Raw genomic sequence first — 15415 nt, forward strand, 5'->3', positions numbered from 1 at the left:
GATTGCCCGGCCGGCTACGACCAGTTCAGGTCTTTCGGTCACCGGTCCACGAACGACCGCTCGTGCCGGAACCGGCCATTCGCCTCCTGTGGAGCGAGCGGGCAGCAACGCGCCTCAACTCAGACGAAGTAGCTCGCGGGCCTGCCGTTCGTCCACGCTTCTTCGAAGCCCCGCCTCGCGCCTTCCACGACGTCCGGTGCTCGGACGATTGTAATGACCTCCCTGGCTGAAGAAGCACCTCCGCGATTGGCGAAGTTCGCTGAGGCATGCCGCTTCGTTGTCGACCACGAACACCTTGGCGTGAAGCCCCTCCACAACCCGTAGCGCGAGCCGTTCTGGGTTGGCCATGCGCAGGATAGGCGCAGCCAACGAGGCTTCCGAGGTCAGGACGCGCACGTCGAGCCTCGACGCGACGAACTCCAGCAGGGCGAGCAGCTCGACCGAGAGATGCGGGGCCGCGACGAGGAGGCTAACCGCAGGCGACCGTGATGGGGAACGCGTTGTCGGCGCCAATCGTGATCAATCCGGACCGAATCCGGAAAGAGGCTTTGACAGTTGCCATTGAGTGCTAATTAAATCGCACAAGTAAGACTCGGGACGCCGTCTGAGGGGAGCGCGCCGATGCCAAGTCCATCCTTTGAATTCGACCCGTTTCCGACCACCCTTTATTCCGCCGAGGACCTTCTCCAAGGGTTCGATCCCGATAAGCCTTCGAGCTATGGAAAGATGCACGACACCCTTATCTACAGGGAGTTCGTGGCAACCGGCGGCGCAGCCTGCACAGACTACCTTACCACGATGGGGAGGGCGCTGCATGACAACGCGATCGGCCAAGCGCTTGCCCAGACAGTGCCGGGGGACCGGATCGTGGCGATCATGGGCGGCCACGCAGGTGCTCGCGGTGACGCGGTATATGAAGACACAGCTAGGCTTGCCTCCCGACTGACGACCGCCGGCTTCACGCTAGCAAGCGGCGGCGGCCCCGGTATCATGGAAGCCACGCACCTCGGCGTGGCCTTCGCCGGCGATCCCGGTCTGGAGGACGCGCTGAAGGAAATCTCCGCTGCGGGCGTACCGCCGGCGATTCCAGCTAATGCTGGACGGCTCGTGCAAGCCGACGGCGCGATCGACACCGCGATTGCCGGCGCGCTCGGCGAGTATCTGGCGCCAGCGGTGCGGATTATGCGCTCGCTCGGTCGAACCGGCGGCATAGGCATCCCGACATGGCTATACGGCCATGAGCCGACCACGCCCTTCGCCTCGTCGATCGCGAAGTATTTCCAGAACAGCATTCGTGAGGACGGACTCCTCGCGCTCGCGACCAATGGAATTATCTACATGCCTGGCGGCGCGGGTACGCTCCAGGAGGTGTTCCAGGACGCGGCCCAGAACTACTACAAGACCTTCCCGACAGGACCGGGCAAAACGGGCGAGTTCAGTCCCATGGTCTTCTTCGGTGATTTCTGGACGACGAAAATCCGCGTCCGTCCGGTATTGAAGGCTCTGTTCGGGAAGCCGGCGAAGGCGCCGGACCGCAACATCGGCAACGAATATGAAGACTGGGTTCGCTTCCTCACAGATCCGGACGAAGTGATCGCCCACCTCGAATCATTCGAGGCGAGGCCTGCGCCAGGCCTTGAGCTGATGAAGGCGAACATTAGCCTTCCGGCGGGCAACCTGCTCGACGACATGTTGCCGGGTACAGTGCTGGTCCCTGCGGCCTCGTGGAACAGCGGGCAACCCTATGTCACTGCCTATCCGGACGGCCCCTGCTATCCTCCGAACCAGCAGTCCAACCTGGCACGCACCAGCCTGACGCCGGTCGGCGGCGCCACCAACGTCCCCGCGTGTGACAACAGCGGCAGCATGAGTGCGATACGATGCGCAGTTCACTGAAGCGTTTTCCGACACCTATCGTCGCTGTCATGATGCTCGGCGCCTGCGCGCATGCGGAGAACTATCGTTGGAGCGAGGACAGCTCGCCCAAGTTCGCCGGCAACCTTAGTCCGCCAGACGGCAGCTCGTTCGGATCGTGGTCGGACCCATCGGTCTCGGTATACAGCTTCGCCAGCCCGGCGACGCCGACCCCCGACGCAAGCCTGCGCGACCTCTCCGATCGCGGCCAAGCCGCGCTAATCTTGGCGATGACTGCGTCGGGTGCGAAACCGGACGACATCCGGGATGCCCTGGCAAAGCCACTGAAAGCGAAGACCGCACCCACCGAGACGCCGGTCGTGACCGAGGGCGTTTTCAAACGGACGCTCGTCGCCAACGTCACCAAAGGCTGGAACGCCCGACCCGGCGACCGCCTCGTCTGGACGTGGGTGTACGTGAAGCCGCTCAACTTCGCCTTCGAGGGATATACGATCGTCGCGACCGATAATCAGGTCCTGAACATCGAGAACGTGACCAACGCCACCACGGCGAGCCTAACGGGGCAGCTCGGGCGGACGACGAGCGGTACCACCGGTTCGACGACCACCGCTCCGCCGGTCGTCAGCACGCTCTCCAACGTTCTCGGTGGCTCGGCGGGTGTATCGGGCTCTGTGGGCAACACCTACACGACGACGGCCGCAATCAATCAGCAATACGTGAAGCTCGGCGCGGACATCGTGCCCGGCGAGTTGCGGATATATCGCGAGAGCGAACGCAACCTGGATGTCGCAGGCAACACGTTGATCGCGCTGAGCCTGCGGATGGATCCGAATAACTATCAGGACGCAGACTTCGTGCAGACCCTGCGCGTGACCGGGCTGAACGTGCTGGACGACAAGCGGGCTTTCCGCTCGGCGGACGAGACAGTCATCGACGTTTCGGTGAACAAGGCCCCGCCGAGGTGCGAACTCAAGGCCGAGGTAACTCTCTTCTACCAGTTCAGGCGTGCCAAGGATGGCCGCAGCTACGTGGAGGGTCAGCAGGACGCGGAGTACTATTCCGCTCAGACCACCACGAAGGCCGTGACCGTCGTGCCGGCGGGCGACATCACGAAGCCCAGCTGGCGGATTTTCTCCAGCGCGAGTACCGTTCCTCTCTACGGACTTACTGTCTTCGACGATTCACTGCCGATCGACTTCGTGTCCTACGAACAGGCCAATGCCTTCGCGGCTTGGCTGAACCATCAGCCGAAGTCCTTTTTCTCGACCGCTACGCCGTCGATCGGCAAGATGGGCCTGAAGCTCATCAGCGGCATTGGGATGAAGGGCAACTGGACACCGATAGTGGCGGGACAGTTCATTGCTCGGCCTTTCAGCCAGCCGCCGGCCGATCTCGCGAAGACATGCCTGAAGATCGACCAGAGCTACGCCGCCACAGCCGCAGCCGTCGCGGCTTCTCAGCCGAGGCCGCAGCCCACACCGGTGCCGCCCAAACGGAAGTGAACCGTCGAAGACTATGGGCAGGGCCTACTCTCTCTGGAAGTGTCATGCGGTGAATTTGCTGATCGCCTCGGGTTCGGTCAGGTCCATTTCCCCATTTCCTGGATGCGGACGGTTGAGCCAAACGTGTGGCAGCGCGAGGATATTCGGCTGATCCGCCGAAAGGTTGGTGAGGCAGGGCGGAGCAGCTAGGCGGGTGCCGAACGAAATCATGGATATGTGGATGCCAGACGAAACCGAAGATCAGTCTTGGTCCGACCGCCGCGAGGCATGGCGTGCACAGGTTGAAGATGCCCGAGATGCCGCAGCGACCGACTACGCACGCATCATTCATTCCGCGTCGTTCCGTCGGTTGCAGGGCAAGACGCAGATCCTCAACCTGGGTGACAGCGACTTCTACCGCAACCGACTGACTCACTCCATCGAGGTGGCGCAGGTCGCAGGCGGCCTTTCTCGGCAAATGCAGAAGGACTTTCGCGACCACCCCGCCGCGGCCTGGATCCCGGACCTGACGCTCATCCAGGCGATTGGAGCGACGCACGATCTTGGCCACCCGCCGTTCGGCCATGGCGGCGAGGTCGCGCTGAACTACTGCATGCGCGGTGACGGCGGCTTTGAAGGCAACGGGCAGACGCTGCGCATCCTCGCGCGGCTGGAGCGCTTTTCCGAATCCGCCGGCTCGAATCTGTCTCGCCGCACGCTTTTGGGTATCCTGAAGTATCCAGCCGCTTTCACGGCGGTGGCGAGCCACGATCCGGATCTACGCCCCCGGCTGCTGAGTGGGACCAGCGTCGTGAACCTGATCGACCGGAAGGCGTGCAAGCCGCCCAAGTGCTATCTCGACACCGAGGCAGACGTGGTTGAGTGGCTTCTGGAACGCTTGCCGACAGCCGATCGTGATCGCTTCATATCCTTTGATCGCGAGGACGGCGGACATGGCAAGACGCGTTATAAGTCGTTCGACTGCAGCATCATGGATTTGGCGGACGACGTCGCTTTCGGCGTTCATGACCTGGAGGACGCCCTCGCAATGGGTCTGATGGACGCGGACGACGTAAGGGCGATGATACCGGAAGCCTCGTGCGGCTGCTTCCTCGACAGCTTGAAGCAACGCTACCCGGCGGAATTCGGCAATGACGTGTACGAGGGGTTCATCGCTGGGCTGAAGGAACACGATCGACGCAAGCGCTTCATCGGCCGAATGGTGGCGCACTTCATCACGAATGTTCGCATCGCCACGGATGAGGCATTCGGGACGCCGCTTCTCCGGTACCGTGCCGAATTGCCGAAAGCCCAGCGCGATTTCCTGAACCAGCTCAAGAAGGCGGTGGCGACCAAGGTCATCCGCAGCGCATCGGTCCAGCATCTTGAATTCAAGGGGCAGAACATGGTGGTCGAAGTGTTCGAGGCGCTGGCGTCGGAACCGAAGGCGCTGCTCCCGGGTCCTACCCTGACCCGGTATGAGGCTTCCGCGGACCCGCAACGGGTGATCTGCGATCACATATCAGGAATGACCGACTCCTTCCTGTTGAAGACCTATGAGCGGCTGTTCAGCCCACGAATGGGATCGGTGTTCGATCGGATCTAGACGGTTGCGGACGATCGTTTGATATGGTCGGTGAAGTCGACCAAGCCGACCCATGTCGTCTTCCTGGTCTGGTGATCGACCGTCGCCATCATTCGGTCGTTCGCGGCTATGCCGGCCTCGAGCGTCGCCGGGTCGATTGCGAGCTTGATGGCGGCCGACAGCAGCGGGTCGCCGAAAAGCGAGACGATGATCTGCGTGTCGGCACCTTGAGGCATCAAGCAGACCAGGTGATCGGTGGCCCCGGCAGTTCCCATGGGGAGCGTCGATCGGATGTTGGGATCGACCCCCGTCAGGAATTTTTCGATTGCGCCGCCGCCCCCTGCGCCACGTACGACCGCCCGCATGCGGCGCGCGTGTTTGCTTCCCGTCCAGTGCCAGCCGAGCGCGAGGTGAGCGAAACCGAAAGCAATCTTGATCAGGCCACGGCGTAGCGCGTCGAGCTCCATCGGAAAACCGACCTTGTACTCCCCGAATTGCTCGCGTTCAGCGGCTGCAATCGATGCAGCGATGTCCATCGGCTGGCCGGTCGTCGGGTCGATGACGCTTTCACCGCGACGCTTCGACTTCGCGGCTATGCCTTCGACGATACCGGTGACCTGACCGTGGTCGCCCACGACGAGAACCTGCTCGCCGTATGTCTCGTGTTGCCGTAGGACGATCGGCTTATGACGGAATGTCGCCGGTTCGTTGTGGGGCCGGACCATGGTGGCTGGCTCGTTGCCGATCGTGCTGGTCGCCGGCAGCGTCAAGTCGGGCACGGTCCTGCCGTGGCCGCGGATCGAATGCGTCTGGCGCAGGATGACGATATACGGCTGGTTGATGCATTCGGCATCCACGGAATCGCCGAGGCTATTGTTGCACCCCACGCACGCGTCATGGGTCGCGAGTCCGTCGCTTCCCCCAAGCGAATATGGGATCGCATGCTCGAGCGAAGGATTGAGCGCGGCCTGCCCGGTCTCTCGCGGGATTAGCGTTTTCGTGCAGTAGATACATCGTTGCATCCGGCAGATGTCGCGACATCTTGCGGAGATTTCAAGTGCGGCATTGGGTTTCATTTGTAAAATTCCGATGCTTTGGTGCCATCGCCCTGAAATCCCTTGGCTAGATCTTGATTCCCTCGGGGGCTGTCCAAGCACGATGCCCGACCCCAAGGTCGAGGCGGCAACCGGACACTGCCCTTAAGCCGGTGACCTTCTGCGCATCCCAAGCGCGGACGAGACCGCCGAGGATATTCCGGTCGACGACGCCGATCGCTGGCCAGCCAAGCAGGGCAGCAGCGGAGAACAGCTCCTCGGGACAAAAGGCGCCACGAAGGAATGAGAATTGGGTTGTCGCCTGGCGCTGATCAAAGGCCAACTCGCGCCAAACTGCTCCCTTTATGCTCCTTTCATGCGAGAGCTCTGTCAATGGCCGACGGATCTGAAGCGGTTACGCTAGCGCTTCTGTCAGTCCGGCTGTTCGAGCAGCCAGCGTGCGACGATTCGCATGAAATCGACGTAGGGAATTTTGTCGGGATCGAATTCGAGCGCGTCGGCGAGTGCGGGAAGGTCACCTAGAAATGCCTCGTAAATGCGCTGCACGCGATCTGCGCTGGGCAACTCCCGCCTGGTTACGTTTGCGAGCCAGTCACGAACTTCGCGCAACGCGCGTATCGGCTCGCCCCCATGCTCATGGATGTCGATGCCGGCGAGGTCCGAGATGAATTTCTGATACCGATATTGCTCGATATCGAGGACCAGGACCCTCTTCGCCTTCTGATGCTTTCCGCCGTAGCGCTTGGCGCCGAGGAAAAGGCCAAGCTCGAGCGGCATGTTGAATCGGGGCAGGTTGTGCTTGTCGTCTAGTTCGGTTCTCGACAGGTCGTGGATCCCATATCGACAATCCTCGATCAGCCTTTCGATCTTGTCGATGCGTGTCTGCCCGCCGTCGTCCAGCTCCCGCGCCGATCGGGGGCGGAAGCCGCAGATGAGGATCGCGACAATAATCGCGCGGAACGACGCGGCAAACTCTGGGTCGAAGGGGCAGTTGATGAAGACGTCATCGGTCGACGTCGCTGCCCGAGCCATCCTATTTCTTCTTGGAAAGGACGCTCTTCACGGCGGCCGTGATCTGCTTATCTGACACGGTCGATTTCTTGGACACGACTGGTGCCAACACGTAGCGGCCCGTGGCGGCGCTCCGCCCCAGGACGACCGGCTTCTTGACTGTCACATTCGTGTTCGTGGTCATGCTCCCAATGTGCGCTCGGCGGGAGACTTCCGCAATCCCTGCTCTGCTATTTCCACGTGGTACCATCAGTGGCGTTGAAGCTGATCGCATCGACGAACGGCCTCAGGATCTCGCTTGGCAGCGCGTATGTGATGGGGAGGCTCACGCCTGCGATGTCTAGGCCACTTGTCACCATGCCTAGGACCGCGCCCGTCTGTGGATCACAGACGACGCCGCCGCTGATCCCACCCAACGCGACGGAACTGATCTGGAACAGCCGTGTCTCCCCCAGTTGAATGGCTGGGCCTATAACCTCTTCGCGTACGGACCGGCCTCGGCGCCGACGCAAGCCCGAGCGTGCGCATGGATTCCCACGCGGCTTCCACGTCTGCGAGATGGCGGTCTTCGATATCGATTGCCGGTTGCTTGATCTCGATGGCCAGTTTTCGCCGGAAATCTTCCAAACCTTCATATTGCCACGGGAAACCGAAGCCCCGCGCTCTGATCGAGCGGCACAGGATCTTGATCGTATGATCCATGTCAAAAGGTCGGACGGTGCTGAGGTCGGCCGGGTCCTCCTTCCCAACTTCATCCACCAGCTTCCCGACGGACGCGACGACCATGGTGTGCTTCCAGAGCGCGGGAAACTTCTGCCGCAGGCTCAGTTCCAGAGCACACATGCTCACAGAGCCATTCGCATCGACGGCGACTCTGCGCTTTTCGTGGAGGAACTTCGGGATCAGCGATTCGATCGATCGACATACGAAGGCCACGCGCCGAGCCATGGCCTCCCCAGCGATTTCGTCCGCCCTGCGCTCTTCGAGGCGGGCGCGGATATCGTTGATCCGTGCACCGATTGTCGGGAAGCGGTTTCTTGCCCCGGCGACGAAGCCGAGGCGTTGCTCGCACTTTCGCGCACTTGATATCCGGTCGCTCTCGACGATCGGAACGTGGTCCTCAGCCGCAATGGCGAGTTCGACGAGATCGAGGACTGCGCCGTATTCCGCCTCGATCAGGTTGTTACTGTTCGGCACATCCAAACCGGCGGCCTTGCAGAGCGCCAATTGCTGCTCGTTGACTGCGCTTCTGAAGAAGGGTCGATAGATGTCGCTTTTGTCACATCCGATCATGAACGTCACCTCGCGGTAGTCCACGTGGCCGCTACTAAGTACGGGAAACCTTTCCTTTCTGAGACCCAGCCAGATTCCGACGTCGACGATGCGGCGTCGCAGGGCGACGCTGTGTTTGGGATTTAAGATCGTCCGCGACGGACAGATCGTAACGACCCCGTGGCGCCGGGCGAGCTCGACGATGCCCTGATTGACCGCTTCGTGGCGGATGACCGGCTCGCGGCACTTCAATACTTCGGCACACGGCTTAATGGCCGGTTGGCCGCCTCGCCAAGGCACCTTCCCGCCGTCGAGCGCAAGGTCGGCGTCCCACATCACCAGTTCGTCCAGCGCGGCGTCGATCTCTTCCTGGCGTATGACGATGTCGTATCCCGCGACCGACTGGCGGAGCGCTTCAAGCTGGTCATCGGTAGCGGTGGGGCGCGCGAACGCGTCGGCGGAACGTACCAGCTTAGGCTGCTCTATCCAGACGGCGGTGTCGATCGTCGCAAGCGCTTCGATCTCTTCCCGGATGCCCGGCAGATATCCTGCGAAACGGGGGATGCCAAGCAACTTCGCGCTCCAGCCGATGTCCAGCTGACCGCGACTATTCCTACGGAGCTTTACCTCGCCGGCGGCGACAGCATCGCGGGCGGCACGGACGGTCAGGAGGTGCAGGTCTTTGGCGGTGACCTTCTTCGTCGGGTCGAAGAAGTCGTCGTCATTGACGGCGGAGCGACCATCCAGGTCGCTCGTCCGGTCTTTTACGATGCAGCCGTCCGTCATGCGAAGGTGCACGTCCGCATGCGAGCCTCTTCCCATGCGAGAAGGTCTGCGACCCTGTAGCGTACCGGTCCATTCTTGGAGGCTTGGATAAACGGTGGCGAATCTATCCCCGACGACCGTCGCTTCTCGAGAAACCCCTTGGCCCGACGCAAAAATACGTTGGCCTCAACGGTCGTGAGGAGACGTTCTCCATCCGTCACCGCCACTGCGCCGGACACCTCAAGCACGACGGCTTGCGGCCTGCGATCAATAGTCGTCCCCCTATGCATGATCGTGCTCCATGAATGTGTAGTGACTTGGCAACTTTCTTTCGCTTGCCATGTGTTACTCCATCCGTCAAGGGATGTTGCCTAACCACTACACATGGAGGTTGCGCTGTCTGGGCTTCAGATTTCTCGGGGCACGCTAGTCAGCACCCTGGCAAAGACGTTCAACGTTCCGCAAACCTCGGGGCGCGGGTCAGATGTGGGGCATAACGGCCTGAACGCTCTGATCGCGCGCATCAGGCAGCTTGGCGCCTTGGGAGTTCCGAGTAAGCCGAGGCCGACCATGAACGCGCATCTGACCTACGGTCTGACCGAGGTGGCCGAGATATCGATGGCCATGGCGTTGATGAACGCGCACATGTCGCCGGCGCTTGCGGCCCGCTACGTGAAAGAGAAGTGGAGTGACCTGGCGACATTGGCGCTTGCTGGGATGCTTAAGGCAATCCCTGGATCGATGCGCGACTCCTACGAAATGCCAACCGGCGGTTCGCTTGCACTGATCGAGGGGAACATATTGCGCACCTTGGGCAATCGTGAGGCACGGGATGGTGTCGACGAGGTGCCGCTAGCGCCTGTCGAACTGTTCAACGACGCAATGCGCCTCGGCATCCGCCTTGCCGAATGCCCGTCTGCGATCGTGCTGAATGCGGGAGACTTCATGTACAAGAACCTCATCTCGCTGCGAGCATTTGCCCCGCCAGACGATGAGCTGCGCCTCATGCTCGACGCGATTCAGAACGCCGCGACCGGCGAAGACTAGACGCACGGTCGGGACATCATCTTATTGGCTGGCGCGATGTCGCCGGGCGGGCCGCCCGACGACACGCGACTTTCAGGCCGCCTTCGCCAATGAGGGTAGCTTGAACGTTTCGCCCCTGCGGCGCTGCTCCGCCCCGATTTCGTTGAGCCGATTGTAGGCTCGTACCATGTCATCCTGCGCGGACTGGAAGTCAGGCGCGGGCGCCTCTTCAAGCCTGCGCAATCGCAATCGATCGTCGAAGCGGAAGCAACCCAAGTTGAAGCCGTCCGGCACGAGCTGCGCACGGCTGCCCCGGTCGCTCATCCAGAGCATGCAGTTCTCGATGATGTGAACCTTCTTCCCGTCCGGCGCGACGAGGCCGATCTGTGGCACGTTCGGCACGTCAGGGGCGTAATGCACCCAGATAACCGGACGGCGGGTCGCGCGGACCCTCGAGGTGAACTGCATCAGTTGCAATGCGTGCGGTTCGGCACCGCTCAGCACCAATTCGACCTTCTCGATGAATTCCGCGTGGCGGCCGGGGCGGCCGGTCAATAGATGGGCGAGCGCGCCCATGAAGTTGGCGACGGCCTCGCGCTGTTGCTGCTGTTCGTTGTCGTTCATTTCTGCTCCTTCTGTCCGGTGCTTCTTTTCCCCTCGCTCTGCGGGGACACTTCATGAGTTTGGAAAAGCCGAGCCTGGGCGGAGCGCGCACGTCGCGCGCATCGCCGCCAGCGGGCGGCCGCCCGAAATGCAGTCCTGAGCGGGAATGAGGGTTCGAAGGGAAAAAGCGGCTCGCGAGCCGCATGTTTACGGAAACTTAGGTTTTGAGCCCGTAGGCTCCGCCGGGGCGTGTCCGAAGCTGAATGTCTTTTCCCTTCTGCCACTTCATTCAACAACTCCTGTTGTTGAAACGCGCGCGCGACGCGGCGGGCCGCTAGTCCACGACTGATCAACCGACGTAACGGTTAGGCCTCGTCGTTACGGGACGGTCAGATCGTAGCTGCGCACTTGTAAGACGGGCCTGATCCGCTAACATTCGCGTTGTGGTCGAGAGGTGCCGATCGGTGGCACCCGGCCTGATGCAAGGAGGACCGCATGAACGACGCAGATCGGCGCGCTGCTGTGCTCGCCGTCATCAAGCTGAAGACCGAGGAGAACACTGCCTCAAGGGAGACCGCGCGCGCGGCTCTCATCGCCGAAGGCATCTACACTAAGGCGGGCAAGCTGCGCGCCCAGTTCCAGGTGCCGAACGAGCGTAAGCGCAAGACCGAGGCGGCTTGAGCCGTCTTACGACGTCCTTCCTTCTCGGCTACCACGGCTGCGACAGGAAGGTGGGCGAGCGCGCGATCGCTGGTGAGTTCGACCTCATTGCCAGCGACAAGAAATACGATTGGCTTGGTCCCGGCGCATATTTCTGGGAATCGGATCCTCGGCGGGCCGCGGAATGGGCGAGCTGGAAGGTCGGCCGCAACCATTACAGACACGGTGCCGTTATCGGCGCGGTCATCGATCTTCGTCACTGCCTTGACCTGACGACGCGCGAGGATGTCGAGGTCTTCAGGAAGGCGCACGAGTCCTTCATCGATCACCAGCAGACGGGCGGACTGGAGGTGCCGGAGAACATCTCTGTGCCGGGCCAACCGGATCAGGACCGTTCGCTGAGATTCCTGGACTGCGCGGTCTTCAAGCATCTTCACGGGCTGTTGGCCGAGGGAAGGGTCGAGCCGTACGATACCGTGCGGGGAATGTTCACGGAGGGGCCGGAGGTCTATCCAGGATGCGGTTTCGCCGAACGGACCCACGTCCAGATTGCGGTTCGCAATCCGAGTTGCGTCGTGGGCCTGTTCTGGCCGCGGGGCGACGCCGCCGCCGCGGTCAGGGATGTGCTAGATCCCAAACCGACGGCGACGACTTGATCGGCGCTGGGGTTGGCCGTCCTCTTCTAGGTCGCGACACCACCGGACCTTTCCGCCGACAAGCCAGAAGTGCGACCTGCAGCCGTCACGAGCCCAAACCGACGGATGGAGCGTAGGCAAGCCAAGCCGATCGACCGACAAGCTCCATCGCGGCTTGACGTTATCGAGCAGCATTACCTCGAGCTGTCGACCGCATCCGCACGGACAGATCATGCCGGCGGACCAGAGCTCGCCATCTTCCCGCGCGACGACGAGAAAGCCATCGGGAAGCGCGGCGGGCAGTTCGTCACCTTCGACGAAGGCCAAGGCGTATTCCTTGTCTCGGGGCCTACGCCCGGCGAGGAGGAGTATCCTCGCCCACGCCCGATCACGCCACTGTGCTAGGTGCGCGCCGACCTGCCTGATGAAAACGATCATCCCGCCTTTCCTAAGGCCGGCAGTCCGAGCGGCGGTTCCACCGCACCGGCGCCGAGGACATGGGAAGCCGCGACGTCGAAGCTACCCTCCGGGAAGGTCTCGTCTTCCATCTCGGCGAGGCGGAACAACGTTCGGGCATAGCGGTCGTTCGGTTCATGCCGGAAGGGGAAGGCTCGGGCGATATACTCGAGCATCGCTGCCGATGCCGCGCGCATGTTGAGCGCGATGACGGCTGGCGCCTCTTCGTGCACGCCCTTGATGTAGCCCTCCGCCACTTCGTCCGCGTGGGCGTTGGGCGCGACCCGCGCGAGGTATTCCGCTCGTAGTGATTCAGGCGTGTAGACCCGCCGGCTTCCTAGGCTCGACCGGCCGGGCTGGACATAGTCGACGCGACCCATGACCTCGGCAACCGCCGGATCGCCGTCCTCGTCCCGCCGCGTGGGAATCGTGACCCCCATGTCGATGAGCGGGATCAGGAACGCCTGAGCGATCAGATCGGCGATCTGTCGTCCCTCGGACGAATCCACGCACGAGAAGATGACATCCGCCTCTGCCGCCGCCTCGATGGCGGCACGGGTAAGGATCGTCTCGGGTATCGCCTCTGCGGTGGCGTCGGGGCGGTATCGCGCGATCGCTTCCGCCAGAACGTCGACCTTCAGACGGGCAGCATCGGCGTCGCCGACCACGGCGTTGAGGATGCGGTTCAGGTTCTTCGTTTCGACGCGATCGAAGTCGATGAGGATGATGCGGCCAAAACCGAGGCGTGCGACCTGCTCGGCCATGATCGAGCCGGTACCAGAAACGCCAATGATGCATGCGCAGCGGCGTTTAAGTGCGGCTTTCATGCCATCTCCAAACGCCATCGATGGCTTGCGGCCACCATCGCCCGGTTCGAAGTGAAGGATATCGTCGCCAGCTACGCGCACGACGAGGTTGTAGCGCTCACCCGCAGCCGTGTGGGCTCGCGCCCGCATCGCGCCGCCCGGCACCATGATAGCCGAACCGATCAGCGCGGGCGTGGCGCCGCACCACCCCGCGAACAGGTGCCGCATGACTTCGGCGTCGCTGACATCATCGGCGTGGGAGAAGGCGAACAGACCACCGGGGTGGGAGTGGACGAGGACAAGCGTCAGGCCTTCTTCTTCGGCCCGCTCCTGCGCGATAGCCAGTCGTGCTCCTGGCCACACGATCATGTCGGGCTCGCGAAGGCGACACTCGTCGTAAGGAACGAGCAGCACGTCGCGCGCGATCAAGTCTCCTTGCGGGCCAGCGCCCGAGCCGCATAGCAGGATCGCAGCCGCCTCGCCGCCGTCGATGGGCAGTAGGTGGGTCGCGAGGCGGGCGTGGAGGATGCCCGACAGCGTCAAGCGGCGGCTCACTTTTCCACCTCACGGGCGAGCGATTCCTCGACGAGCAGCAGGTGGGTGACCACGCTGTCCTTGCCAGGGCGCCAGGGCGCGATCGCGCCGCGATGGCGCGACCAGCGCTGAAAAACGCGACCAGTGATAGTCTCGCTGACCTGGGTCTGCGGGATCGGCTGACCGTCCGTGCGCGCGAGAGCCGGATTGCAGTAGAACATGTCGATCTCGGCCATCGGATAGGCAGTCGGGATCTCGATAGCGACGGTGGTCGTGCCTACGTTGTAGCCCGCCGGAAGTTCGACATCCCGAAGAACGAGCCAACGCCGTCCGGCGTCAATGATGGTCGCCCAGTCGTGTCCATGGGCGGTGAGCCATTCCTCGTCGGTCGGCAGCAGCGCGAAATCGCGATGCCGCGCCGTTGCGACCTCACCGTTGTTGATCTCACGGGGCGTGAGCCGGAGCTTCTCGATGCCCGGTTCGCGGAGATCGATGATGTAGTTGAGATCGACCTGCCTGCGCCCGCTGGCAGACTTCAGGACGATGATCCACGCCGTGTCGGTGTCGAACCCAGCCTTCGTCAGGGCATCACGGACGCTGATTTCGGGGGTGTCGCCCTTGATGGTCACGCCCTGAACGTTCAGCTTCCACTCGTCGGCTTTCGTATAGAAGGTCTCGACGCCGGCATGCTTCAGGTTGACGTCCGTGCCGGGCTCGATGAGCAGATCGGCCTCGTCCTCGCGCTGCAGGTAGATGTGCTGTGCCGGATCGACCGCGGCCAGCGTGCGAAGCGCGTGTTCACTGATGGCGTTAGCGGGCCACTCGATCGAATGGTCGTTGAGAACCAAGCGGAATGTGCGGTCGGTCTTTTCTACGATGAGCTTCGGCGCGGCGATGCCGGTCATATCGACCTGCTCCTCCGGCCGCACCTCTTCGATGTCGCCGCCGGGCAGCCACTGGAGGACGATGTACTCGTTGTGCGGGCTGAGGCCGAGACTCGCGAGAACCTGGCGGCCGGTCGGCGTCGTGTCGGGGACATGCACGCGGCGAAAGACGAGGCTCTCGTCAGAGACGTCGACGACCGTGAAGCGTTCGATGCTGGCGGTATTCTGGGGCTGATCCATGGAGAGAATCCTTTCAAGCTCGGTTTTCGATTGCATTCTTGCAACTGACGACTCATATGAGGTCGAGAGTTGGTAATTGCAAGAGTGAAATTTGATGCCGAATGTCGAATTTAATGCGCGGGCGTTCTATCTCGCGCTCGACGGGGCCCGTGCCGCCAAGGATCTCAACTGGAAGCAGGTGGCGGAGAAGTCAGGTGTCAGTGCGTCGACGCTGACCCGCCTGTCGCAAGGCAAGCGGCCCGACGTCGATAGCATGGCGGCGCTGGTGTCTTGGTCGGGCCTGTCGGCGGATGAGTTCGTTACAGGCGGCCGTGGTCAGCGGCCCGAGGCTCTATCGCAGATCACGAGCCTGTTGAGCGCGGATGCGCGGCTGACAACCGAAAGCCGCGATGCGATGATCGGTATGGTGACCGCCGCCTATCAGCGCATGGCGAAGGTCGACATCAAGAAATAGTTCAGCGCTTGCTGCGCTTACCGGAACCCGTGGGCAGGCTTTGGCCCTGGACGCTCGACATTATCCTCGCGAC

Annotated in this window: 14 protein-coding genes and 1 pseudogene; 8 read left to right on the plus strand and 7 right to left on the minus strand. The window is 62.3% G+C overall.

Annotated features, from left to right (window positions below; translation table 11 throughout):
- Positions 1-726 precede the first annotated feature (726 nt).
- The 3 genes from FFS35_RS08805 (at position 727) to FFS35_RS08815 (ending at position 4962) form a co-directional block, all read left to right on the plus strand.
- Positions 727-1896: a hypothetical protein gene (locus tag FFS35_RS08805; RefSeq protein WP_137786721.1), complete on the plus strand. Its 1170-nt coding sequence runs from the start codon at positions 727-729 to the stop codon at positions 1894-1896.
- On the plus strand, positions 1881-3377 hold the full coding sequence (locus FFS35_RS08810) for a hypothetical protein (protein ID WP_137786722.1): 1497 nt from the start codon (positions 1881-1883) through the stop codon (positions 3375-3377). The genes FFS35_RS08805 and FFS35_RS08810 overlap by 16 nt, the downstream gene beginning before the upstream one ends.
- Before the next feature lie 220 nt (positions 3378-3597).
- A complete protein-coding gene (locus FFS35_RS08815; RefSeq protein ID WP_137786723.1) occupies positions 3598-4962 on the plus strand; it encodes an anti-phage deoxyguanosine triphosphatase in 1365 nt (454 codons plus the stop codon).
- Here the strand turns inward: FFS35_RS08815 and FFS35_RS08820 are convergent.
- From FFS35_RS08820 to FFS35_RS08845, 4 genes and pseudogenes are all read right to left on the minus strand, one after another.
- Positions 4959-6017 carry an HNH endonuclease gene (locus tag FFS35_RS08820; protein WP_137786724.1) on the minus strand — a complete coding sequence of 353 codons (1059 nt, stop codon included), beginning with the start codon at positions 6015-6017 and terminating at the stop codon, positions 4959-4961. The two genes, FFS35_RS08815 and FFS35_RS08820, sit on opposite strands and share 4 nt — an antisense overlap.
- A gap of 94 nt (positions 6018-6111) precedes the next feature.
- Positions 6112-6342 (minus strand): annotated as a pseudogene (locus tag FFS35_RS20310) (hypothetical protein); the annotation flags it as partial.
- Positions 6343-6407: 65 nt separating this feature from the next.
- Complete coding sequence (locus tag FFS35_RS08830) at positions 6408-7028, minus strand: hypothetical protein (RefSeq protein WP_137786725.1); 621 nt, start codon at positions 7026-7028, stop codon at positions 6408-6410.
- 363 nt (positions 7029-7391) lie between these two features.
- Positions 7392-9065: a hypothetical protein gene (locus FFS35_RS08845; protein ID WP_137786727.1), complete on the minus strand. Its 1674-nt coding sequence runs from the start codon at positions 9063-9065 to the stop codon at positions 7392-7394.
- Positions 9066-9428: 363 nt separating this feature from the next.
- Here FFS35_RS08845 and FFS35_RS08850 point away from each other — a divergent pair, with 363 nt between their 5' ends.
- Positions 9429-10091: a hypothetical protein gene (locus FFS35_RS08850; protein ID WP_137786728.1), complete on the plus strand. Its 663-nt coding sequence runs from the start codon at positions 9429-9431 to the stop codon at positions 10089-10091.
- A gap of 72 nt (positions 10092-10163) precedes the next feature.
- On the opposite strand, the gene FFS35_RS08855 is transcribed toward FFS35_RS08850, so the two are convergent.
- Entirely contained in the window at positions 10164-10694 is a 531-nt protein-coding gene (locus tag FFS35_RS08855; protein WP_137786729.1) for a hypothetical protein, read from the minus strand.
- A gap of 474 nt (positions 10695-11168) precedes the next feature.
- Between FFS35_RS08855 and FFS35_RS08860 the strand changes: the two genes are divergently transcribed.
- From FFS35_RS08860 to FFS35_RS19970, 3 genes are all read left to right on the plus strand, one after another.
- Positions 11169-11354 carry a hypothetical protein gene (locus tag FFS35_RS08860; RefSeq protein WP_137786730.1) on the plus strand — a complete coding sequence of 62 codons (186 nt, stop codon included), beginning with the start codon at positions 11169-11171 and terminating at the stop codon, positions 11352-11354.
- A gap of 50 nt (positions 11355-11404) precedes the next feature.
- Entirely contained in the window at positions 11405-11989 is a 585-nt protein-coding gene (locus FFS35_RS08865; RefSeq protein WP_137786731.1) for a hypothetical protein, read from the plus strand.
- A gap of 105 nt (positions 11990-12094) precedes the next feature.
- Complete coding sequence (locus FFS35_RS19970; protein ID WP_171007572.1) at positions 12095-12373, plus strand: hypothetical protein; 279 nt, start codon at positions 12095-12097, stop codon at positions 12371-12373.
- Positions 12374-12402: 29 nt separating this feature from the next.
- Here FFS35_RS19970 and FFS35_RS08875 read toward each other — a convergent pair whose 3' ends face one another.
- Together FFS35_RS08875 and FFS35_RS08880 are read right to left on the minus strand one after the other, a co-directional pair.
- Positions 12403-13785 (minus strand): ThiF family adenylyltransferase, encoded by a 1383-nt coding sequence (locus FFS35_RS08875; protein ID WP_137786732.1) that lies wholly within the window; start codon positions 13783-13785, stop codon positions 12403-12405.
- Entirely contained in the window at positions 13782-14888 is a 1107-nt protein-coding gene (locus FFS35_RS08880; RefSeq protein ID WP_137786733.1) for a multiubiquitin domain-containing protein, read from the minus strand. The genes FFS35_RS08875 and FFS35_RS08880 overlap by 4 nt, the downstream gene beginning before the upstream one ends.
- A 94-nt stretch (positions 14889-14982) precedes the next feature.
- Here FFS35_RS08880 and FFS35_RS08885 point away from each other — a divergent pair, with 94 nt between their 5' ends.
- Positions 14983-15342, plus strand: a complete 360-nt coding sequence (locus FFS35_RS08885; RefSeq protein WP_137786734.1) for a helix-turn-helix transcriptional regulator — start codon at positions 14983-14985, stop codon at positions 15340-15342.
- The last annotated feature ends 73 nt before the right edge of the window (positions 15343-15415 follow it).

The sequence above is a fragment of the Sphingomonas sp. 3P27F8 genome, assembly GCF_005502745.1.
Taxonomy (GTDB): Bacteria; Pseudomonadota; Alphaproteobacteria; order Sphingomonadales; family Sphingomonadaceae; genus Sphingomonas.